The organism is Methylobacterium thuringiense, from assembly GCF_022179645.1.
GTDB classification, from domain to species: domain Bacteria; phylum Pseudomonadota; class Alphaproteobacteria; order Rhizobiales; family Beijerinckiaceae; genus Methylobacterium; species Methylobacterium thuringiense.
Genome location: NZ_BPRA01000001.1, coordinates 14984 through 35451 on the forward strand (window position 1 = coordinate 14984; position 20468 = coordinate 35451).

Sequence of the window (20468 nt, forward strand, 5' to 3'; positions counted from 1 at the left end):
GATACAACGGCTACGCAGGGAGACCACCGGACGCCTTGGACCGCCTCGGACTGACCCCCGACGAATGGATCGCCGTCGCCCTCAGCCTGCGGGTCGCGGCGGTGGCGACGATCGCCAGCCTGATCCCCGGCCTCGCCGTGGCGTGGCTCCTCGCGCGGAAGCGTTTTCCCGGCCACGCCCTGCTCGACGGGCTGGTCCACCTGCCGCTGATCCTGCCACCGGTCGTGACCGGTTACCTGCTGCTGCTGACCTTCGGGCGAAAGGGGCTCGTCGGCTCCTGGCTCTCCGAGATCGGTATCGTCTTCTCGTTCCGCTGGACCGGCGCCGCGCTCGCCTGCGCGATCATGGGTTTTCCGCTGATGGTGCGGGCGATGCGCCTCTCGATCGAGGCGGTGGACGCCAAGCTGGAACAGGCCGCCGCGACCCTCGGTGCGCCGCCCTTTGCGGTATTCCTCGTCGTCACGCTGCCGCTGAGCCTGCCGGGCATTCTCGCCGGCGCGGTCCTCGCCTTCGCCAAGGCGATGGGCGAGTTCGGTGCGACGATCACCTTCGTGTCCAACATCCCCGGCGAGACGCAGACGCTTCCCTCGGCGATCTACACGCTGACCCAGGTGCCTGGCGGCGAGGCGGCGGCGCTCCGCCTCACGCTGATCTCGATCGCGCTCTCGATGACGGCACTGCTGCTGTCGGAACTGTTCGCTCGACGACTCGGGCAGAGGCTGGGGGCGTGAGAGCGTCAAGCGTAGGCGTACGGCCCACCGCGCTCCAGCGCCCGCTGGTAGGCTGGCCGCGCGTGGATACGGATGAGCCAGTCCCGCACCTTCGGTCCCGCCCCCGTCCCGCGGGAGGCGAAGGCTTCGAGCGGAAAGCTCATCTGGATGTCGGCCGCTGTAAACGCATCACCGGCGAACCAGGACCGCTCGGCGAGTTCGCTCTCCCAATAGCCGGCATGACGGCGCAGGTCCGGATCGACGAAGCCGGTCGTGACCTTGGCCGCGATGGCTCGGACCAGCGGGCGCAGCAGCGCCGGGCTGCCTGGCGCCAACCGCGAAAACACGAGCTTCAGCAGCAGCGGCGGCATCGCGGAGCCCTCGGCGTAGTGCAGGAAATAGGTGTAGCGCCGGTGCTCGGGCGTGCCGGGCGCCGGCGCGAGGGCGCCCCCCTGCCGGGCCGTCAGGTATTCGACGATCGCGCCCGATTCCGCGACGATGGTGCCGTCGTCGTCGAGCACGGGCGACTTGCCCAGGGGATGCACGGCCCGCAGTTCGGGCGGCGCCAGCATCGTCTTCGGGTCGCGGGCGTAGCGCTTCACGTCGTAGGCGAGCCCGAGTTCCTCCAGCAGCCACAGCACCCGTTGAGAGCGGCTGTTTTCCAGATGGTGGACGGTGACCATTCAGGGCTCCTGCGCTTTCCAGCCGACAACGCGTCGAGCGGGGCAGTCGGTTCATGACGATCGAGATCGACCTCGCCCTCCGCCGCGGGAGTTTTGCGCTCGACGTCGCCTTCAGCGCCGGGGCAGGGCTCACGGCCCTGTTTGGGCGTTCCGGCTCGGGTAAGACCACGGTCATCGACCTCATCGCCGGTCTGACGCAGCCCGATCGCGGCCGCATCAGTGTCGACGGGACGGTACTGCTCGATACGGCGGGCCGCGTCCGGGTGCCGGTGCATCGGCGGCGGATCGGCTGCGTGTTTCAGGAGGCGCGGCTGATGCCGCATCTCAGTGTACGCCAGAATCTCGGCTTCGGCCGCTGGTTCGCCCGCCGGCACGGAGTCGAGACGACGGAGTCCGAGGTCTCGAACGTGGTCGGGCTGCTCGGCATCGGGCCGCTGCTCGACCGGCGCCCAGCTGGCCTCTCCGGCGGCGAGCGCCAGCGCGTCGCGATCGGCAGAGCGCTGCTGTCGCGGCCGCGCCTGCTGTTGATGGACGAGCCGCTCTCGGCCCTCGACGAGGCCCGCAAGGGCGAAATTCTTCCCCATATCGAGCGGCTTCGCGACGAATCCGGCGTGCCGATCGTCTATGTCAGCCACTCGGTGGCGGAGGTCTCGCGGCTGGCCTCGACGGTTGTTGTTCTGGAAGCGGGGCGCGTCGCAGCGAGCGGATCGGCGGATACGGTGCTACGCAGGCCGGACCTGATCCCCGATGCGGCCGAGGCCGGGGCGGTTCTGGCGATGACGGTCGCCGCGCATGACGAGGCGACCGGGTTGACGCGGTTGAGTGGCCGCGCCGGGCTGCTCTCCGTTCCCCGCCTCGCTGCGGTGCCAGGAAGCGCCGTCCGCTTGCGCGTTCCGGCCCGCGACGTGCTCGTGGCGACCGAGTTGCCACGAGGCCTGAGTGCACGCAACGTGTTGTCGGGACAGGTCAAAATGCTCACCGAGACGGGCGCCTCGGTGATGGTCGAGATCGACTGCAACGGGGCGATCCTCGCGGCGCGGCTGACGAGAGCGTCGGTGCGCGACCTCGATCTGGTGCTGGGGCGGCCGGTCTATGCGATCGTAAAGAGCGTGGCCTTCGATCCGCAGGGCGTCGGGGTGGGGCAGGGCGCTCCGGTCGAGATCTGATCCTGTCATCCTGTGACGGATCAGACGTTTCCCTCGAGAAAGTCCCGTAGCAGCAGATGCGCGATGGCGAGCGGCTGCGGCGCGGTGATGCCCTCGGGATGGCTCTCCTCGAACATCGCGCGCAGGTCGTCCCGGGTAACCCAGCGGGCGTCGGCGAGTTCGAGCGGGTCCAGGGTGATGGTCTCGCTGGTCGCTTCGGCGACGCAACCGATCATCAAAGAGGACGGAAATGGCCAGGGCTGCGATGCACGGTAGCTGACCTCGCCGATGGCGATGCCCGTTTCCTCCATCGTCTCGCGGCGCACCGCGTCTTCCACCGTCTCGCCGGGTTCCACAAATCCGGCGAGGCAGGAATACATCGTGCCGGGAAAGTGCGGGCCGCGGCCGATCAGGCAGGCATCGCCCCGGTGGACCAGCATGATCACCACCGGGTCGGTGCGTGGGAAATGATGCATCGCGCAGGCCGGGCATTCGCGCCGGAAGCCGTTCGCCTTGACCTCGGTGGCCGCGCCGCAGTTGGAACAGAAGCCGTTGCGGCCGTGCCAGGCGAGGACGGATTTCGCGGTAGCGAGCAAGCCGAGTTCGTCCGCGGCCACCGCCCCCTGGGCCGCGATGCCGCGCAGGTCCGAGATGCGAAACGCCGGCTCGGGAAAAGCCTCGCCTGCGTCTTCCGGTAGCCCGGTGGCAAAGACCGGGCGTCCCTCTGCGCGGCCGAGAAAGATCGTCAGCGGGTCAACTGCCCTTTGCGCCATATCGTCGGGGGCGAGCAGAGCCGTTGGCGGTTCGCCCGATCGTAGAACCACGCGGTCGCCGACGAAAACGAGATTGCCCGTGCCCGGTGCCTCGATCGGAGGGACCGGGACGTGCTCGCGCTCAGCGCCGTGGCGAACCAGCCGGCTGCGCACGAAGCCCAGGCGGTCGAAGGCGTCCGCCATGGTCAGGCCGAAGCGAACAGGGCGCCGGCGCGCTCGATGAGCTGGGCGCGGGCATGGGCTGGGTAGGGCTTGGCCGTGCCGACACCCCAGATCGGGCTCGGCCAAGCCGGATCCGAGCGGAAACGCCCGATCACGTGGACGTGCAACTGAGCCACCACGTTTCCGAGCGCGGCGACGTTGACCTTGTCGGGCTTCGACAGCGCCTGCATCACGCCCGTCGCGAGGCGGATCTCCTCCATCAGCGTGGCCGAGTCTTCGGGCGTGAGGTCGGTCAGCTCGCTCAAGCCCTCCCGGCGCGGCACCAGGATGAGCCAGGGAAACCGGGAATCGTCCATCAGCAGGACGGAGCACAGGGCGAGGTCGCCGATCGCAGCGGTGTCGCCCTGAAGGCGGGGGTCGAGGGTGAAGACGGTGCTCATGATCCTGCGATGTAGGACGCTGTGCGTCGAGTGGGAGCCGGTTTCGTGCGTCTTCTGCCATGCGCAGTACCGCGGAAGACCATGCGGCGGGCCTGGCCTGACGTGTGTGGATGCACCGCTGACGCCTCATAGGCCGTCGATCATATCTCTGCGCAATCGAGTTCTGCCAGAAACGACGCGATCGCAGGTTCGGCTGTGCGCCGGTCCCGATCGGCAAAGAGAGTTCGCGGTGTTATGAGTATTGGATACACTTGGATGCTCACGGTAGCCTTCCTGGCGGGTCCTACGTTGGGGACGACGGTCGACACGATGTTGCCACGATCGGCTCAGCGAGCGTTCAGGGAAAAATGTGTTTCATCCCATCTCCGGTCGCGGTCGCTTCGCGCCGAATGGTCGAGGAGGTCCCAGAATGACGAACCTGAAGCTTTTTGTGACCGCGGCGACGCTCGCGGGTGGCATTGGTCTCGCGTCGGCGGCGAGCGCCGCCCCGCTCAGCCCCGCGTTGCTCGGCGCGGTGGATGGAGCCCAAGTGGAGCGCGTGGCCGGCGGCTGCGGCCCCGGTTTCCACCCGAACCCCTGGGGTGAATGCCGTCCCAACTTCTACGGCCCGCGGCGCTTCTATGGCGGGCCCGGTTACGGCGGTCCCTACGCGTATTATCGCCCGCGTCCCGTCTACCGGCCCTACGGCTTCTACGGTCCGCGTCCGTTCTTCTAGTTCGCACTTCGGCAAGCTTCGCGGGTCCGCGACTGCGATATGGAAAAGCCGGCGGGGCATTGCCCGCCGGCTTTTTTCGTGCCGGGTCCCGCGTCTCTATCCGTGGGCCGGGTGCGCGCCTGGCGCTTCGTCGTTGCGCTTGCCGCGCTTTCTGTCGATCCAGATCACGAAGCGGCGGATCACCACGTAGAAGACCGGCGTCAGGAACAGGCCGAAGAAGGTCGCGCCGATCATCCCGAAGCATACCGCGGTACCGAGGGCCTGCCGCATCTCGGCGCCGGGGCCGGTGGCGATGACGAGCGGTACGGTGCCGAGAATGAAGGCGAAGGCCGTCATCAGGATCGGACGCAGGCGCAAGCGGCAGGCGTGGACGGCGGCGTCGACCGGGCCCTTGTGCTCCGATTCCTCGATGTCGTGGGCGAACTCCACGATCAGGATGGCGTTCTTGGCGGCGAGGCCGATCAGCACGATCAGTCCGATCTGGGTCAGGATGTTGTTGTCCTGCCCCCGGAACTGCACGCCGAGCAGGGCGGCCAGCACACCGGTCGGCACCACAAGCAGGATCGCCAGCGGGAGGGCCCAGGATTCGTACTGCGCGGCGAGCACCAGGAAGACGAGGAGCACGCCCAGCGCGAACACGTAGATCGCCGTGTTTCCCACCGCCTTCTGCTGGTAGGCGATTTCGGTCCAATCGTAGGCGTAGCCGTCGGGCAGCGCCTTGGTGGCGATCTGCTCCATGGCGTCGAGCGCCTGACCCGTCGAGATACCGGGCTTGGCCACGCCCTGGACGGGCACCGAGTAGTACAGGTTGAACCGCTGCACGATCTGCGGGCCGGTGATCTCGCGGATGGTCGCGAGCGTCCCCATCGGCACCAGTGCGCCGGTTGAGGAGCGCACCTTGAGCTGTTCGATGTCGCGCTGCGACATGCGGAACGGGGCGTCGCCCTGCACACGGACCTGATAGATGCGGCCTAGCGTGTTGAAGTCGTTGACGTAGGTGCCGCCGAGCGCCGCCTGCACCGTGCTGAAGACGTTGGTGAGCGGCACGTTCAACATGCGCGCGACGGTGCGGTCGATGTCCAGATAGAGCTGCGGCGTGTCGTTGGCGAAGGTCGTGAAGACCCGCTGCACGTCGTTGCTCTGGTTGGCCTGTCCCAGCACCTCGTTCACCGCCGCCAGAAGCGGGCCGATCTCCGACGATTGCCGGCTCTCGATCTGCATCTTGAAGCCGCCGCCCTGGCCGAGGCCGCGGACCGGTGGCGGCGGAATCACGATGACGCGTGCTTCCTGGATGCCGGCAGTCGCCTTGAGCACGTCACCGGTGATGACGGCGGCGCTGCGGCCGACGGCGGCCCGTTCCTTCGCGCCCTTGAGCGTGAGGAACATCACCGCCGCGTTGGTGGTGTTGGTGAAGGTCGCACCGTCGAAGCCGGCGATGATGACCGTGTTGGTGACGCCGTCGACCCCGCGCGCGATCTCGGCGGCATGGTTGACCACCGCCGTGGTGCGGTCGAGCGAGGCACCCGAGGGAAGCTGCACCACGCCGATCAGGTAGCCCTGGTCCTGGTCCGGGATGAAGCCGGTCGGCGTCGTCTGGACGAGGTGGATCGTCCCGGCGATCACCGCCGCGTAGACGACGAGCATCGCGAGCAGGCCGACGATCGAGGTCGTCAGCACGCGGATGGTGCCGGCATAGGCGTTCGACAGCGCATCGAAGGCGCGGTTGAACAGGTGTGCCAGCCAGTTCACGAAACGGGTGAGGAAGAACTTCGGCTTGGCGTGCTCGTGATGCGGCTTGAGCAGGATCTTGCAGAGCGCCGGCGAGAGCGTCAGCGAATTGAAGGCCGAGATGATGGTCGAGGCCGCGATGGTGAGCGCGAACTGCTTGTAGAACTGGCCCGAGATGCCGGGGATGAAGGCGGTCGGGATGAACACCGCCGCCAGCACAAGTGCGATGGCGAGGACGGCGCTGCCGACCTCGTCCATGGTCTTGTGCGCGGCCTCGCCCGGCGAGAGCCCCTCGGCCATGTTGCGCTCGACGTTCTCCACCACGACGATCGCGTCGTCGACGACGATGCCGATGGCGAGCACCAGCCCGAACAGGGTCAGGTTGTTGAGCGAGAAGCCGAAGGCCGCCATCGCCGCGAAGGTGCCGATCAGCGACACGGGAATCGCGATTACCGGGATCAGCGCCGTGCGCCAGCTCTGCAGGAAGACCAGGATCACGATCACGACGAGGCCGACCGCCTCGAACAGCGTCTTGTAGACCTCGTGGATCGATTCCTCGATGAACTCGGTCGGGTTGTAGGCGATCCGGTACTCGACGTCGGGCGGGAAGTTCTTCTTCAGGCTTTCCATCGTCGCCTTGACGGACGCCGCCGCCTCTAGCGCGTTGGTGCCCGGCCGCTGGAACGCGCCGATGCCGACGGCGGGCGTCGCGTTGAGGAACGAGTTTGTCGTGTAGTCCTTCTGGCCCATCTCGACGCGGGCGACGTCCTTGATGCGCACGAGCCGCCCGTCGCGCGCCTTGACGATGACCTCGGCGAACTCTTCCGGCGTCTTGAAGCGCCCCTGCGACTGCACGACGAGCTGGAAGGCCGCGCTCGGGTCGGCCGGCGGGCCGTTGAGCTGGCCCGCCGCGACTTGCACGTTCTGCTCCTGCAGGGCGGTGGTGATGTCGGTGGTGGTCAGGCCGTAGGCGGCGAGCTTGTTCGGATCGAGCCAGACGCGTTCGGCGTATTCGTTGCCGCCGAAGATCGTGATGTCGCCGACACCATCCAGACGCAGCATCTCGTCGCGGATGTTCAGGTAGATGTAGTTGGCGAGGTAGTTCTGGTCGTAGGTCCTGTTCGGCGAGAGCAGGTGCACGACCAGCATCAGGTCGGGCGATGCCTTGCGGACGATGACGCCGAGGTTGCGCACGTCCGGCGGCAGGCGGGGCTGGGCCACCGAGAGCCGGTTCTGGACGAGGACGTTCGCGATATCGAGGTTGGTGCCGACCTTGAAGGTGACGGTGAGCAGCATGGCGCCGTCGTTCGTCGACAGCGACGTCATGTAGAGCATGTTGTCGACGCCGTTGATCTCCTGTTCCAGCGGCGTCGCGATGGTGGCGGCCACGGTCTCGGCGTTGGCGCCCGGGAAGGAGGCGCGCACGGTCACCGTCGGCGGCACGATCTCGGGATATTGCGAGACCGGCAGCTTCTCGTAGGCGACGATGCCGAGGATCAGGAAGATGATCGACGTGACCGAGGCGAAGATCGGCCGGTCGACGAAGAAATGGGCAAAACGCATCGGCTCAACCTTCCGCCGCCGCGCCGGGTGATCCGGATCGTCGGCTCATGTCTTCGTCTGCGGCCCCGCCGGGGACGCAGTGGATTTTTTGGCGCGGCGAATGGTGCGCGCTGGATACGGCGCGGTCGTCAGCTCTTGGTCGGGGGCAGCTGCTTCGTCTCGGGCTTGACCTTGGCGCCGGGACGGACCTTGGCGACGCCGTTGATCACGACGACGTCGTCAGGCTTCAGACCGTCGCGGATGACGCGGTAGCCGTCGACGATCGGGCCGATCTTCACGGGCTTGGCCTCGACCTTGTCCTCGGCGCCGAGCACGTAGACGATGCGCTTGTCCTGGTTGGCCGAGATCGCCTCGTCCGGGATCATGATCGCCTCGTACGGCTTCGTCGCCGGCATCGAGACGATGCCGAACAGGCCCGGCTTGATGAAGCCGTCCGCGTTCGGAACCGTGGCGCGCAGCAGGATCGTACCGGTCTGGCCGTCGACGCGGTTGTCGACGAAGTCGAGCGTGCCCTTGTGGGTCGGCTTCTCCTCGCCGGTGAGCGCGATCATGATCGGCGCGCCCTTGCCGCGCTGGGTCACGCCCATGCCGATGCCGAGCGCGGTTTGGTATTTCAGGAACGACTTCTCGTCGACGGTGAAGCCGAAATAGATCGGATCGAGGGAAACGATCGTCGTCAGCAGCGTCTGGTCGGTGATGACGATGTTGCCCTCGGTGACTGCGCGCTGGCTGATGCGGCCGTTGATCGGCGACTTCACTTCGGTGAAGTCGTAGTTCAGCTGGGCGTTGCGGAGCGCCGCCTCGGCGCTGTCGACGTCGGCCTGCGCGGTTTGCGAGGCCTGCCGGCGCTGGTCGGTGACCTGCTCGGAGATGTTGCCGCCCTTCGAGAGCACCTGTGCGCGTTCGAGGTCGGTCTGGGTGAAGGACAACCGTGCCTTGGCCGAGGTCAGCGTCGCCTGGGACTGTTCGAGCGCGGCCTTGTAGGGCCGGCGGTCGATCAGGAAGAGCACTTCGCCCTTCTTCACCGTGGCTCCGTCCTGGAACATGATCTTGTCGAGATAGCCGGTGACGCGGGCGCGCATCTCGACGAACTCGATCGGATCGAAGCGGCCGGTATACTGATCCTGCTCGACGATCTCGCGGACCACCGGCTTCGAGACGGTGACGCCGGGCGGCGGCGCACCGGGCGCCTGCGCGAACGCGGGCGACGCCGCGGACGCTGCGGCCAGACCGATCGTGACGAGGCTGTAAAGCCGGGCGTTGCGCATTCTTTGGGTTCCCTTCATCCCGCGCTAGAGGCTCGGGACGGGTCGTGTTGTGCGGTGCCGCACACAACCGCCGCAGCGGGCGGACTGGAACGGGGAATGGAGCCGGGGCACCGGGCTGAACCTCGACGGCTGTCTGCGATCAGCGTTCGATCGGCTCTCCCGAGCCGTACCAATCCTTGAAGGCGCCCTCGTAATGCTCGCTCACGTCGAGCCCGGCCTGCCGGGCGGCGGCGATGGCGTGGACCGAGCGGACGCCCGAGGCGCAGGAGAAGACCGGCCGGCGCCCGTCCGTCGCGATCAGCGCCTTGAGCGTGTCCGGATCGAAATCGGAGAGCGGATAGGAGACCGAGCCGGGGATGTGCCCGCCTGCGAACTCGTGCTCCTCGCGCACGTCGATCAGCAGGATCGAGCCGTCGGCCAGCCCCTGCTTCACGGCATCCCGGTCGACATCGACGATCGTCATCGCGTGCGAGCCCCGTTCTTCGCGGCAGATCCCCACGGCCGCCGGTCGGCTGCCACGAAGACTGACGGTTTTCCATATTCGTCAGCGCGGTGGGAGGCAAGTTTGCGACCCGACGCGATCACGGCAGGTCGAGAGCTTCGATCGCGGCATCGAGCTTGTCGAGATGGGCTGGCCAGCCCGGAACCCGGTATCCCGTGAATCGCGCCGCGAGCGACGATCGAAGCGAAGAGGATCGCTCGCTCAACGCCTCGATCGCCGTGCGCCAGCCGGGGCCGTCGAGGGGATCCAGGAACTGCGAGAAGCCGTGGCCGATCTCGCGATGCACGGGAATGTCGGACGCGATGACTGGCAATCCGCTCGCCGCCGCCTCGACCACCGGCAGGCCGTAGCCCTCGATGAAGGACGGCATCAGCAGGGCGGTCGCACCGCGCATCAGCCGGGCGAGGCCGGGTGTCGAGAGTCCCGTGACCTCGGTGACATACGGGGCGATCGCGCGGCAGCGATCGAGCAGGTCCACGACGTTCTCGACCTCCCAGCCGCGCCGCCCGACGATGACGAGATGCGGGGTGTCGGCGCCGTTCCGTTCCGCGAGATCGCGCCAGACCTGGAGCAGGAGCAGGTGGTTCTTGCGGGATTCGATGGTCCCGCAGACGAGGAAGGTCGGCCGCAGGAAACGCGGGGCCTCGCCGTCGCGTGCCGAAAAGACCGGCTCGACGCCGAGCGGCGCCACGGTGATCGGTTTCGGCGCAAAACCCTGCGCGGCGAGATGCGCCGAGAAGCGCCCGCCGACGTCGGCGGAGTTCACGATCACTGCGGCGGCATGCCGGGCAATGGTCTCCATGCGCTGCCTGTGACGGTCCGATTCGCCCGGCCGTCCGTATTCGGGATGCGAGATCGGGATCAGGTCGTGCACGAAGAACACCGGCCGGATGTCGCGGCGCTCGTAGAGCCAGTCGAACCGCGCCGGCCGGTCGAGCCGCAGATGCGAACTGTGCAGGTAGACCGTGTCCGGCGGCAGGGCAGCGATGCCGCGGCCGCGCAGCGTGCGCAATGCTGTCCCCAGTTGGATCTGCCGGCGGCGAAGCGCGCTGCGGCGGGCCTTGGCGGCGGACGAGCGCACGCGACTTCCGTCGACGAGGCCGCGATAAACGGGATCGTCCTCTGCGCGCACGTCCTCGACCCATCCCGCCGCGACGGCGTCGACGATCGCGCGCGCCTGTTCCCGATCGATCACCCGCGGCCCGAAAGCACTCGTCACCAGACCGAAGCGCGGTCCTTCGCCTCCGAGCACGTGGCGCGCATAGGCGAGATCGACCCGGTCGATTCCCGTCGGGCTGGCATGCCGCAGCCGTGTGATCAGCCGGGTGAGGTCGAAGGCGATGGCGCGCGGGGGCATGGGTCTCCGTCGGGGTGGGGCAGGACGCCGACGCTCCTTAAACCGCCCCGCCATCGGCCGCGACCGTGCCTGGACGCCTTTCGGGCTTGCGCCGGCCCCGGTCGAAAGCTAAGAGCGCCGAGCCCCTCGGGGCATCGGAACGGATGTGACGGAGTATAGCGCAGCCCGGTAGCGCACCTGTCTGGGGGACAGGGGGTCGCAGGTTCAAGTCCTGCTACTCCGACCAATAAGACGCAGACCATCGGCGATGAACCGATGGTTTCGTTCCGATGGAAGGCCGGGTGCGAAAGCCCCGGCCTTTTCCATGTCTGCGTCATCCCGTTGCGTTCGCACGGTCTCCATTCCGGTGGCGCAAATCACGCATGCGGTTGCCATGCGGGCAGCCGCTTCGAGACGATGGAGGCCGACTTGGTCTCCCGTATCGAATCAGGCGAGAGCCTTCGGCATTGCCGATCAGGCCCGCCCGCCTGTGCCGACGCAGCGCAGTGCACTCAGGGTTATCGGGCCGCAAGACTCGGGATCTTTAGGCAATGCCGTTCCGGTGCTGCGACGCAGCTATTCAATAACAGTTTGGAATCACTCTGACATTCGCGGCCGCTCTTGATTGCTTTCCCTCTTCTCGGTTAGTGCAACGGCCAGACACCGACGCCGCCCTCGGCAGCGCCGGATAGTCCTGCTCATTCGATCCATCGCTCCTCGGGAGGCCGTTTCCGGCTTCCGCTGCATACGGTGCCGAGGACCCGCGCGACATACCCGCCGGCTCAGGGGGCTGGGGATCGGTTCGGGCGAAGGCGATCCGGTCCGCTGGACTGCTGCCGTACCGATCCGCCGCGTTCCCGCCCCAGGGGCGGACGTCCGGCGGGAGGACAGGTTCGACAAGGCAGGCTCGCTCAAGGGCCGCCGTTGAGAGGAGGACAGCCATCGTGGTTCAGGGATTCGAAGTGGCCAGGAACGGACAGCTTTTTCGTCGTGCCGGGCGTGCCGCCGCCGCAGGATGCCTGCTCGCCGGTGCGCTGACGGCGCCCGCCTTCGCACAGGACGCCAAGCCGGCCGCTGCGACCGGGCCGTCGTTGAAGCTCGAACTGAACCGGCTCGAACCCGCCGGCGACAATTGCCGCACCTATCTGCTCGTCGACAACGGCAAGGGGACGGCACTGAAGTCGCTCAAGGTCGACCTGTTCGCCTTCGACACCGAGGGTGTGGCGCAGAAGCGCCTCGCGGTCGAACTCGGCCCTGTCCAGGAGAAGAAGACCGTGGTGCGCCTGTTCGATTTCCCGGCCATCGCCTGCCCGAAGATCGGCCGCGTCCTGCTCAACGACGTCCTCGCCTGCGAGGGCGGCGACGCCAACCGCGAGAGCTGCCTCGAACGCATCGAGACGGCGACGAAGACCAGCGCCGAGTTCGCTCGCTAGCGCACCCCAAGCATCCGCCCGGCCGACGACCGGTCCGGCGCGGAACCGTTGACGTGGACCGGAGACGGCCCACGTCGCCCGTGATCCGTCATTGAGGAGCCCGACCATGGATCCCACTCCCCTCCCGCCGATCGAGTCGGTCCCGCACGATTTCTCGTTCATCGGCCTGTTCCTCCAGGCCGATCCGATCGTGAAGGGCGTGATGGTCGTGCTGATCATCGCCTCGATCGCGTGCTGGACGGTGGTGTTCGAGAAGATCGTGCGGCTCGCGCGTGCCCGCAGCCAGGCCAAGTCGTTCAATACGCTGGTCCAGACCGGCGGCGCGCTCGACGGCAACGCCAAGGGCATCGCAGGCCATGTCGTCCAGGCCGCGCTCGAAGCCTGGCGCGATCACGACCAGACCGAGAGCCGGGCCGAGCGCCGCGACCGCATCGAACGCGCCATGCGCGGTGCCCTCACGCTGGAGGTAAAGCGCCTGCAGAGCGGCTTGCCGCTCCTGGCGACGTCGGGGTCGACCGCACCCTTCATCGGCCTGTTCGGCACGGTCTGGGGCATCATGAATTCGTTCTCGTCCATCGCGAAGAGCCAGGATACCAGTCTCGCGGTGGTGGCGCCCGGCATCGCAGAGGCCTTGTTCGCCACCGCGATCGGCCTCGTCGTCGCGATCCCGGCGGTGATGGCCTACAACAAGCTCAGCGGGGACGTCGCTCGCATCCAGTCCTCGTTCGTCTCCGGAATCGGCATCCTCGGCAACCGCCTCGCCCGCGAGCGCGGGGCGAGCCGCGCCGCCGCCGAGTAGCGCCCCTTCGCCGGGCCGGCCCCCGGCGGGACGCGCGAGCACCGGCGACCGATCGATCCGATTCGGGGTCGAGGTCGCCTTCGGATATCTGTTGCGGCTGCCGATGCGGCGCCGCCGACGCCCAGGAGGGTAGACAGCATGGCGATGGGTTCGATCCGCAGTGGCGGAGACGACGAGGACGGCCTCGACGCGACCCCGATGTCGGAGATCAACGTCACGCCGATGGTCGACGTGATGCTGGTGCTGCTGATCATCTTCATGGTCGCCGCGCCGCTGATGACGACCGGCGTGCCGGTGCAGTTGCCGAAGACCACGGCCGCCAAGGTCGCGCAGGCTCAGAAGCCACTCGAAGTCTCGATCGACAAGGAGGGTCACCCCTTCATCGCCAAGGACGGCTTCACTGCCGAGACGCTGATGCCGCGCCTGCGCGAACTCAAGGCCCAGAACCCCGAGCAGGTGGTGCTGGTGCGTGGCGACAAGGAAGTCCCCTACGGCAAGATCATGGAAGTGATGGGTCTGGTCGGGCAGGCCGGCTTCACCAAGGTTTCGCTGATCGCGCAGTCGCCGGGAGCCGCCGCGCCTGCGGCCGCCCCCGCGGCGCCGGCAGCAGCCGCACCGGCCGGCGGGGCGGTGCGCTGACATCATGACCACGTCCGTTTCAACAGCCGATCCCGCTCGTGGTGGCCAGGGCGGATTGCTCGCGGCTCTCGCCGTGGCGCTGGTATTCCACGCCGCTGCGCTCGTCGGCCTGATGTTCCTGCATCTCAACCCGCCGTCGCCGCCTGGCGAGCAGCAGATTTCCATCGATCTCTCGCCGGAGATGATGGCGACGGAGACGCAGGCGCCGTCCGAGCAGGCCGCCTCCGAGGAGGCGCCGGAGGAGGCCAAGCCCGTCGGCGATCCGCCCGACGCGACGGCGCCCGAAGTCGCGGAAACGCCGACCGAGGCGAAGCCGGAAGAGACCGCGCAGCTTCCTCCCGACGAGGTCAAGCCGCCGGACGTCGCCGAGGTCCAGACCGAGACGCCGCCCGACGTGGTGCCGCCGCCGCCGGAGGACTCCATCATCACCTCCGAGGCGCCCGAGGCCGAGCCGCTCGCGCCTCCGCCTCCGCCGGTGATCGCGCAGGCTCCCGAGCCGCCGAAGCCCGTCGAGCCGCCGAAGCCCGATCTCGCCAAGATCGCGGCCCAGCAGGAGGCCAAGCGCAAGGCGATCCTCGAGGCGAAGCGCCGAGAGGTGATCGAGGAGCGGCGCGAGGCCGCCGCGGAAGCCAAGCGCAACGCAGCGCGCGAAGCCGCCCGGGAGGTCCGCAGGGCCGCTGCGGCGGAGGCTCGCTCGAAGCAGGATGCGGCCCGCCGCGCGGCGGCCGCGACCGCCGCCACCGGCCGGCAGAATTCCTCGCAATCCTCGTCGGCTTCGAGCGGAGGCCGCACGGGCGCCAGCGGCAACGATCCGAACGCCATGGCGGCCTGGAAGGCGGCGATCGCGGCCTCGATCCGCGGCCGCATGAACCGCAACGCCGCGGCCGGGACCTCCGGTGGGGTCGCCACGGTGCGGTTCACCGTGAGCCGATCGGGCGCCGTCAGCGGGGCCGGGCTCGCCGGCAGCAGCGGAGTCGGCGCGATCGACAGCGCGGCGCTCGCCGCCGTCCGTGGCTCGCTGCCCGCGGCCCCCGCCGGCTTCGGCGGGTCGAGCCTCTCCGTGACCGTGCCGCTTCGCTTCAGCCCCGGCGGCTGACCGCGGAGCAGAGCGGCCGCGGCCACGTTACCGTCGATCGGGCTGGAGCGTGGCCGTGGCCGTCCATTTCACCAGCGACACGCATTTCGGTGATCCCAGGGGCCTGCGCATTGACCGCCGGCCCTTTCCCGATCTCGCCGCGCACGATGCCGCGCTGGTCGAGGCCTGGAATGCGGTCGTCGGGCCCGACGACGAGGTCTGGCATCTCGGCGACTTTGTCCTCGGGCCGCCGCCGGAGCGGATCCATGCGCTGCTCTCTGCGCTGGCCGGCCGAAAACACCTGATCATCGGCAACAACGACGGGCCGGCGACCGTCGCGGCGCCGGGCTGGTCCTCGGTCGGGCATTATGCCGAGATCGAGGTCGAGGGGCGGCGGCTGGTGCTGTGCCATTATGCGTTCCGCACTTGGAACGGCATGGGACGCGGCGCGCTCAACCTGCACGGCCATTCACACGGCCGGCTCACGCCGATTCCGCGCCAATACGATGTCGGCGTCGATCCGATGGGGTTCCGGCCGGTGACACTCGATTCGGTGCTGACCTCGCGCCGCCCCCGCACTGCGAAGACGGCACCCGAAAAACGCGGAACCTAACAGCAGCTTGACCGTTCATCGCTTCGGAACCGCAACAATTGGTCTCGCCGTCGGTGACGGCGTCGGACCGATCCCGCAGTCACCGCCTCGAGTGTCCGATCATGCGTCACACGATCCTCTCCGCCGGCCTCGCCGCGACCCTTCTCGCGACGATCGCCGCCCCCGCCTTCGCTTTCCCGTCTTGCGTGGACGGTCAGCGCAAGATCGAGGAGGCCAGCGCGCTGCGCTATCAGGCCCGCCAGGAGGCGCGCCTCGGCAACCACGACCGCGTCTGCGAAACCCTCGACGAGGTCGGCGACCGCTATCACGACGCGCAGGGCGCGTTCGAGGATTGCGGCAGCGCCGTCACGTCCATCGATATCCGCAGCGAGCTGCGAAACCTTCGCTTGGCCAAGCGCGTAAATCGTTGCGATTGAGCCCGGCTTCAGCCCTGCCGTCAGGGTCGGGTGCGTCCCCACACGCCCGAGCGGCCGGGATTGCGCCATCGTCACGACCTTACCTGCCCCGATCCGCTCACCGCACCGACCTCAAGAGCATCACGATGAACACCGCCAGCACCGCCGACACGCTCCCGACCGCCCCGTCCTTCGCCGCAGCCCTATGCGGATTCCTCAGCACGACGGCCGCGACCACGATGCTGATGTTCCTCGTCCGCAGCTTCTGAGCGGCTTCCGGCCGCGCGAGCATCGGCCGGGCGATAAGAAATCGTTTCAGAACAGAGGTTCGATACCCGGCCGATACGTCCGGGTCGGGCGCGACGCCTAGCGATCACCGTCAGGGTGCGACGTACCAGAACCGGCGCCGGGAAAAGAGCGCATCGGCCTGCGCAGCCGTCGCCTGCAACGGGTCGGTCTTCGCCGGAACCACGCAACGGACCTCTTTGCGGGTCGGCGGCTCCACCAGGGCGGCCTGCGCGGGCGGGACCAGCCCGAGGCGGGCCTGGATCTCGGGATGGCGGGTCGCGGAAATCGTCGCGACGCAGGCGATGAGGCTGCCGGCCAAGAGACCGAGCAGAAAATTTGTCATGCAAGCCGGGTCCAGGCTCGATCGAGCCGCACGCTCTCGCCCGGGCTATGGCGCACCAAGCCGGCACCATTGCGGCAGGCGGCGCGATGATGCCGAAATTTTAACATCCGGCATGTCAGATCCGAATACACCGGACGGGCCAACCGTGCGGTCGGGGAGACGTCGGGGCGATGATGCAAGGGGCCAACGCTTACGCAAGGGTTGCACGCAGCGCCTTGACGCCGAGAGAGGCCGAGGCTGCGGTGCTGTTGAAGGCCGCGGGGCGACTTCAGGCCTTCTCCGGACAGGATCTGTCGAGCTCGGCCGGCCTGAATGAAGCGCTGATGTTCAATCAGAAGGTTTGGGCGATCCTGGCCGGCGCCGTCGCCGATCCGGCCAATCCGCTGCCCGACGAGATCCGTCAGAACGTCACCAACATCGCGGTATTCGTGTTCCGCACCATCATCGATGCGATGATCGAGCCGTCGGCCCGTAAGCTCGATGCGCTCATCTCTCTCAATCACCACCTCGCGGCCGGCCTGCAGGGCAGCCCGGTGCCGTCGGCCACCTGATCCGCGATGGCCTCGGAAGCGCGCCGCTGAGATCACGCGGCGTTTCGATCGGATCGACCGAAACGCAGAAAACGTGATCGACGCAAAAGTTCGGAGCAGGCTTCGCGCGAAAAACCGTCGCCACTTTTTCGCAGCCTGCTCTAGGCGCGCTTCTCGACTCTTGCGCCGGTGACGGGCGGATTCGGATCGCGTCCGTAGACCCGCGCCTTGATGATGATCTCGTTCGGGATCTGCACGATCACGTCGCCGCTGATCGTATCGGTCACGCGGTAGACGAGGGATCGGCTGTCGCCGTCACGCTCGAAGCCGCGACGTTCGGTGTCGGCCTTCCTGGCCTTCCCGGCATCCGGGCTGATATCGACCGAGACGGCTGGATCGAGGGTGCGATCCCCGCTGCCACGCGCGTCGCCGGTATCGGCCGCGCGGGTGGGCGGATCGACGGCTGCGATCGGCGGCGGAGAGGTGACGGGACGGATCGGATCCATGACATGCTCCCGGATTGCGAGGGGCTACGTCGAAGGATTCATCGTCCGGAGTCATCCGACTCTTAACGCAGCCCGCTTATCCCCCGGCGACCCAGAGCAGTGCTTCCATTGCGTTAACGGCGTCCGGACATTTCTACGGAAATCGGATCGGCGCGCCCTGCCGGACACGCCGATCCGGTGATCGGGGCTACTCGGCAGCCTCGACGTAGAGCTTGCCGCCTTCGGCCAGAAATTCCTGCGACTTCGCCGCCATGCCCGCCTTGCGCTCGGCGTCGCTCATCGGCTGAGCCTGCCCGATCACGATGCCGGCTTCTTCCATGGCGAGGACGTCGGCGCGCAGGTCCTGCGTGATCTTCATCGAGCAGAATTTGGGGCCGCACATCGAGCAGAAATGGGCGACCTTGTGGGCGTCCTTCGGCAGGGTCTCGTCGTGGTAGGCGCGGGCGGTATCCGGATCGAGGCCGAGATTGAACTGGTCCTCCCAGCGGAAGTCGAACCGGGCCTTCGAGAGGGCGTCGTCACGCAGCTGCGCGGCCGGGTGGCCCTTGGCGAGGTCGGCGGCGTGGGCGGCAATCTTGTAGGTGATGACTCCGGTCTTCACGTCGTCGCGGTTCGGCAGGCCGAGATGCTCTTTCGGCGTGACGTAGCAGAGCATGGCGCAACCGAACCAGCCGATCATCGCCGCGCCGATGCCGGATGTGATGTGGTCGTAGCCCGGTGCGATGTCGGTGGTCAGCGGGCCGAGGGTGTAGAACGGCGCCTCGCCGCATTCGGTGAGCTGCTTCTCCATGTTGATCTTGACCTTGTGCATCGGCACATGGCCGGGACCCTCGATCATGACCTGGCAGCCCTTGTCCCAGGCGATCTTGGTGAGCTCGCCCAGCGTCTCCAGCTCTGCGAACTGCGCCGCATCGTTGGCGTCGGCGATCGAGCCGGGGCGCAGGCCGTCGCCGAGCGAGAACGACACGTCGTAGGCCCGCATGATGTCGCAGATCTCGTCGAAGCGCTCGTAGAGGAACGATTCGCGGTGCCCGGCGAGGCACCAGCGCGCCATGATCGAGCCGCCGCGCGAGACGATCCCGGTGGTGCGCCGCGCCGTCAGCGGCACGTGCGCCAACCGGACGCCGGCATGGATCGTGAAGTAGTCGATGCCCTGCTCGGCCTGCTCGATCAGCGTGTCCTTGAAGACCTCCCAGTCGAGCTTGAGCGGATCGCCGCCGACCTTCTCCAGCGCCTGGTAGATCGGCACGGTGCCGATCGGGACCGGCGAGTTGCGCACGATCCACGACCGGATGTTGTGGATGTTGCGGCCGGTCGAAAGGTCCATGACCGTGTCTGCGCCCCAGCGGGTCGCCCAGACCAGTTTCTCGACTTCGTCGGCGGCCGACGACGTGACGGCCGAGTTGCCGATGTTGGCGTTGATCTTCACCAGGAAGTTGCGGCCGATCGCCATCGGCTCGAGTTCGAGGTGGTTGATGTTGGCCGGAATGATCGCGCGGCCGCGGGCGATCTCTTCGCGGACGAATTCGGGCGTGATGAAGGGCGGGACCGAGGCGCCGAAGCTCTCGCCGTCGGCGAGCGCCTCGTGGGCGCGCTCCAGCATCTGATCGCGGCAGGCGTTTTCGCGATGCGCGACGTAGATCATCTCCTCGGTGACGATGCCGGCGCGGGCGAACTCGTATTGCGTCACGCGCTGGCCGGGCTCGGCCCGGCGGATCACCCGCTCGGCGGGGCAGGGGGCGACGAGCTTGTCCTCGGAGGCGAAGCCGTTGTCTTCGGGCTTCACCGCGCGCGGCGTGACGGTGGCGTAGCCGCGCTTAGCGATCCAGGCCTCGCGCACCGGCGGCAGGCCGGCTTCGAGATCGATGCGGATGTCGGTCTCGGTATAGGGGCCGGACGGATCGTAGACCCGGACCGAGGGCTCGTTCGGATCGCTCAGCACGATCTCGCGGAACGGCACCGTGATGTCGTCGCGGCCGGGAACGGTGGCGTAGACCTTGCGCGAGCCCTGGATGGGGCCGGTGGTGACGCTGGCGGGCGTACCGTTCGGAAGGTCCTTGGGACGGACGGGTGCGTTCATCGTGTGTCGCTCCTGGCGTTGGAGACGACCCGCGCGGCGGCGACGATACGGCAAGAAGGGCGGCGCGCTGTCGAGCGCCGGCCGTCTGTTCCCGTCCCTCCGCCGGTACGAGCCGGATCAGGTTCAAGGGTCAGGGCGACGCGCCCAATCTCAGCCCCCATCGGGGCTCCCCTCGGAACGGTTCCAGAGTCGGAGTCCGGGCGCGTTTTGTCAATGCGGACGGTGAGAGCTGGATGTCGAGGTCGTCCGGCTAAACGGCATTTCCCCCGGCCTCGAGATGACGATGCCGGGACGGCCCCTCAGTCCATGCACATCTTGAAGTAGATCTGCCGGATCTCTTCCATGGCCTGAAACCCCTCGGCGCGCGGGTTCAGAAGCTCCGGCCCGTCCGGAACCCGGCCGAAGAACGCGTTGGACAGATCGACCACGAAACCCCGCTCGCCCGAATAGAGGCCGTCCCGATTCTTCACGTTGACCGATCCGCAGATCCACGAGCCCTCGGCTTTGCGCAGGGACGTCACCTTCGGAGCGAGCTCTTCGAACCGCTGCCCGATCAGGTCGAGGACGATGCGCGCGTTCGCCTTGCCGATGGCCGTATCCGAGCCGTCTTCCACGACCTGTGCATGGGACGCGAGGGGCGTCACCAACGCAGAAAGCGCCAGGACATGAAGCGAAACCGCCAAAGCCGTCGCAGTTCTATGGCGATCGATTCGAGGACACATCGGCGTAAGTCTCTCGAACC

General features: G+C 67.7%; 22 protein-coding genes, 1 tRNA gene and 1 riboswitch. Of the genes, 12 read left to right on the forward strand and 11 right to left on the reverse strand.

Features of this window, described 5'->3' with window-relative positions; all coding sequences use genetic code 11:
- Positions 1-35 precede the first annotated feature (35 nt).
- Positions 36-731, forward strand: coding sequence for a molybdate ABC transporter permease subunit (modB, locus tag MFF07_RS00060; RefSeq protein ID WP_238230282.1), 696 nt, complete (start codon positions 36-38; stop codon positions 729-731).
- 5 nt (positions 732-736) lie between these two features.
- Here the strand turns inward: modB and MFF07_RS00065 are convergent, their stop codons facing one another.
- Entirely contained in the window at positions 737-1393 is a 657-nt protein-coding gene (locus MFF07_RS00065; protein WP_238230284.1) for a glutathione S-transferase family protein, read from the reverse strand.
- A 53-nt stretch (positions 1394-1446) separates the two neighbouring features.
- On the opposite strand from MFF07_RS00065, the gene modC reads away from it, so the two are divergent.
- The gene (gene modC, locus MFF07_RS00070; RefSeq protein ID WP_147818032.1) at positions 1447-2559 is read left to right on the forward strand and encodes a molybdenum ABC transporter ATP-binding protein; all 1113 of its coding nucleotides are present in this window, start codon (positions 1447-1449) and stop codon (positions 2557-2559) included.
- Positions 2560-2579: 20 nt separating this feature from the next.
- Here the strand turns inward: modC and nudC are convergent, their stop codons facing one another.
- A complete protein-coding gene (gene nudC, locus MFF07_RS00075; protein WP_147818031.1) occupies positions 2580-3494 on the reverse strand; it encodes an NAD(+) diphosphatase in 915 nt (304 codons plus the stop codon).
- Between the two features lie 2 nt (positions 3495-3496).
- Entirely contained in the window at positions 3497-3913 is a 417-nt protein-coding gene (locus MFF07_RS00080) for an HIT domain-containing protein (RefSeq protein ID WP_147818030.1), read from the reverse strand.
- 409 nt (positions 3914-4322) lie between these two features.
- Here MFF07_RS00080 and MFF07_RS00085 point away from each other — a divergent pair, with 409 nt between their 5' ends.
- Positions 4323-4628 (forward strand): GCG_CRPN prefix-to-repeats domain-containing protein, encoded by a 306-nt coding sequence (locus MFF07_RS00085; RefSeq protein ID WP_238230286.1) that lies wholly within the window; start codon positions 4323-4325, stop codon positions 4626-4628.
- Positions 4629-4724: 96 nt separating this feature from the next.
- Here MFF07_RS00085 and MFF07_RS00090 read toward each other — a convergent pair whose 3' ends face one another.
- From MFF07_RS00090 to MFF07_RS00105, 4 genes are all read right to left on the reverse strand, one after another.
- The gene (locus tag MFF07_RS00090) at positions 4725-7919 is read right to left on the reverse strand and encodes an efflux RND transporter permease subunit (RefSeq protein ID WP_147818028.1); all 3195 of its coding nucleotides are present in this window, start codon (positions 7917-7919) and stop codon (positions 4725-4727) included.
- A gap of 128 nt (positions 7920-8047) precedes the next feature.
- Positions 8048-9187: an efflux RND transporter periplasmic adaptor subunit gene (locus MFF07_RS00095; RefSeq protein ID WP_147818027.1), complete on the reverse strand. Its 1140-nt coding sequence runs from the start codon at positions 9185-9187 to the stop codon at positions 8048-8050.
- Positions 9188-9326: 139 nt separating this feature from the next.
- The gene (locus MFF07_RS00100) at positions 9327-9650 is read right to left on the reverse strand and encodes a rhodanese-like domain-containing protein (protein WP_147818026.1); all 324 of its coding nucleotides are present in this window, start codon (positions 9648-9650) and stop codon (positions 9327-9329) included.
- 118 nt (positions 9651-9768) lie between these two features.
- Entirely contained in the window at positions 9769-11046 is a 1278-nt protein-coding gene (locus MFF07_RS00105) for a glycosyltransferase family 4 protein (RefSeq protein ID WP_238230288.1), read from the reverse strand.
- Between the two features lie 149 nt (positions 11047-11195).
- Between MFF07_RS00105 and MFF07_RS00110 the strand changes: the two genes are divergently transcribed.
- From MFF07_RS00110 to MFF07_RS22455, 8 genes are all read left to right on the forward strand, one after another.
- Positions 11196-11272, forward strand: a tRNA-Pro gene (locus MFF07_RS00110).
- 697 nt (positions 11273-11969) lie between these two features.
- Positions 11970-12458 carry a Tat pathway signal protein gene (locus MFF07_RS00115; protein ID WP_373322206.1) on the forward strand — a complete coding sequence of 163 codons (489 nt, stop codon included), beginning with the start codon at positions 11970-11972 and terminating at the stop codon, positions 12456-12458.
- A gap of 106 nt (positions 12459-12564) precedes the next feature.
- Positions 12565-13257 (forward strand): MotA/TolQ/ExbB proton channel family protein, encoded by a 693-nt coding sequence (locus tag MFF07_RS00120; protein WP_147818024.1) that lies wholly within the window; start codon positions 12565-12567, stop codon positions 13255-13257.
- Positions 13258-13395: 138 nt separating this feature from the next.
- On the forward strand, positions 13396-13896 hold the full coding sequence (gene tolR / locus MFF07_RS00125) for a protein TolR (protein ID WP_238230290.1): 501 nt from the start codon (positions 13396-13398) through the stop codon (positions 13894-13896).
- A gap of 4 nt (positions 13897-13900) precedes the next feature.
- On the forward strand, positions 13901-14992 hold the full coding sequence (locus tag MFF07_RS00130) for an energy transducer TonB family protein (protein ID WP_238230292.1): 1092 nt from the start codon (positions 13901-13903) through the stop codon (positions 14990-14992).
- A 55-nt stretch (positions 14993-15047) separates the two neighbouring features.
- Positions 15048-15584 carry a metallophosphoesterase family protein gene (locus tag MFF07_RS00135; protein ID WP_238230294.1) on the forward strand — a complete coding sequence of 179 codons (537 nt, stop codon included), beginning with the start codon at positions 15048-15050 and terminating at the stop codon, positions 15582-15584.
- A 101-nt stretch (positions 15585-15685) separates the two neighbouring features.
- Positions 15686-16000 (forward strand): hypothetical protein, encoded by a 315-nt coding sequence (locus tag MFF07_RS00140; protein WP_147817356.1) that lies wholly within the window; start codon positions 15686-15688, stop codon positions 15998-16000.
- A gap of 125 nt (positions 16001-16125) precedes the next feature.
- Positions 16126-16248: a hypothetical protein gene (locus tag MFF07_RS22455; RefSeq protein ID WP_281407164.1), complete on the forward strand. Its 123-nt coding sequence runs from the start codon at positions 16126-16128 to the stop codon at positions 16246-16248.
- A gap of 110 nt (positions 16249-16358) precedes the next feature.
- Here the strand turns inward: MFF07_RS22455 and MFF07_RS00145 are convergent, their stop codons facing one another.
- On the reverse strand, positions 16359-16610 hold the full coding sequence (locus MFF07_RS00145; protein ID WP_147817355.1) for a hypothetical protein: 252 nt from the start codon (positions 16608-16610) through the stop codon (positions 16359-16361).
- A gap of 173 nt (positions 16611-16783) precedes the next feature.
- Between MFF07_RS00145 and flaF the strand changes: the two genes are divergently transcribed.
- A complete protein-coding gene (gene flaF / locus MFF07_RS00150) occupies positions 16784-17161 on the forward strand; it encodes a flagellar biosynthesis regulator FlaF (protein ID WP_238230520.1) in 378 nt (125 codons plus the stop codon).
- A 140-nt stretch (positions 17162-17301) separates the two neighbouring features.
- Here the strand turns inward: flaF and MFF07_RS00155 are convergent, their stop codons facing one another.
- From MFF07_RS00155 to MFF07_RS00165, 3 genes are all read right to left on the reverse strand, one after another.
- On the reverse strand, positions 17302-17646 hold the full coding sequence (locus tag MFF07_RS00155) for a flagellar protein FlaG (RefSeq protein WP_147817353.1): 345 nt from the start codon (positions 17644-17646) through the stop codon (positions 17302-17304).
- 187 nt (positions 17647-17833) lie between these two features.
- Complete coding sequence (gene thiC / locus MFF07_RS00160; protein WP_147817352.1) at positions 17834-19726, reverse strand: phosphomethylpyrimidine synthase ThiC; 1893 nt, start codon at positions 19724-19726, stop codon at positions 17834-17836.
- Positions 19727-19803: 77 nt separating this feature from the next.
- A riboswitch (TPP riboswitch) is annotated at positions 19804-19909 on the reverse strand.
- Between the two features lie 116 nt (positions 19910-20025).
- Entirely contained in the window at positions 20026-20370 is a 345-nt protein-coding gene (locus MFF07_RS00165; RefSeq protein WP_238230296.1) for a hypothetical protein, read from the reverse strand.
- Between the last annotated feature and the right edge of the window lie 98 nt (positions 20371-20468).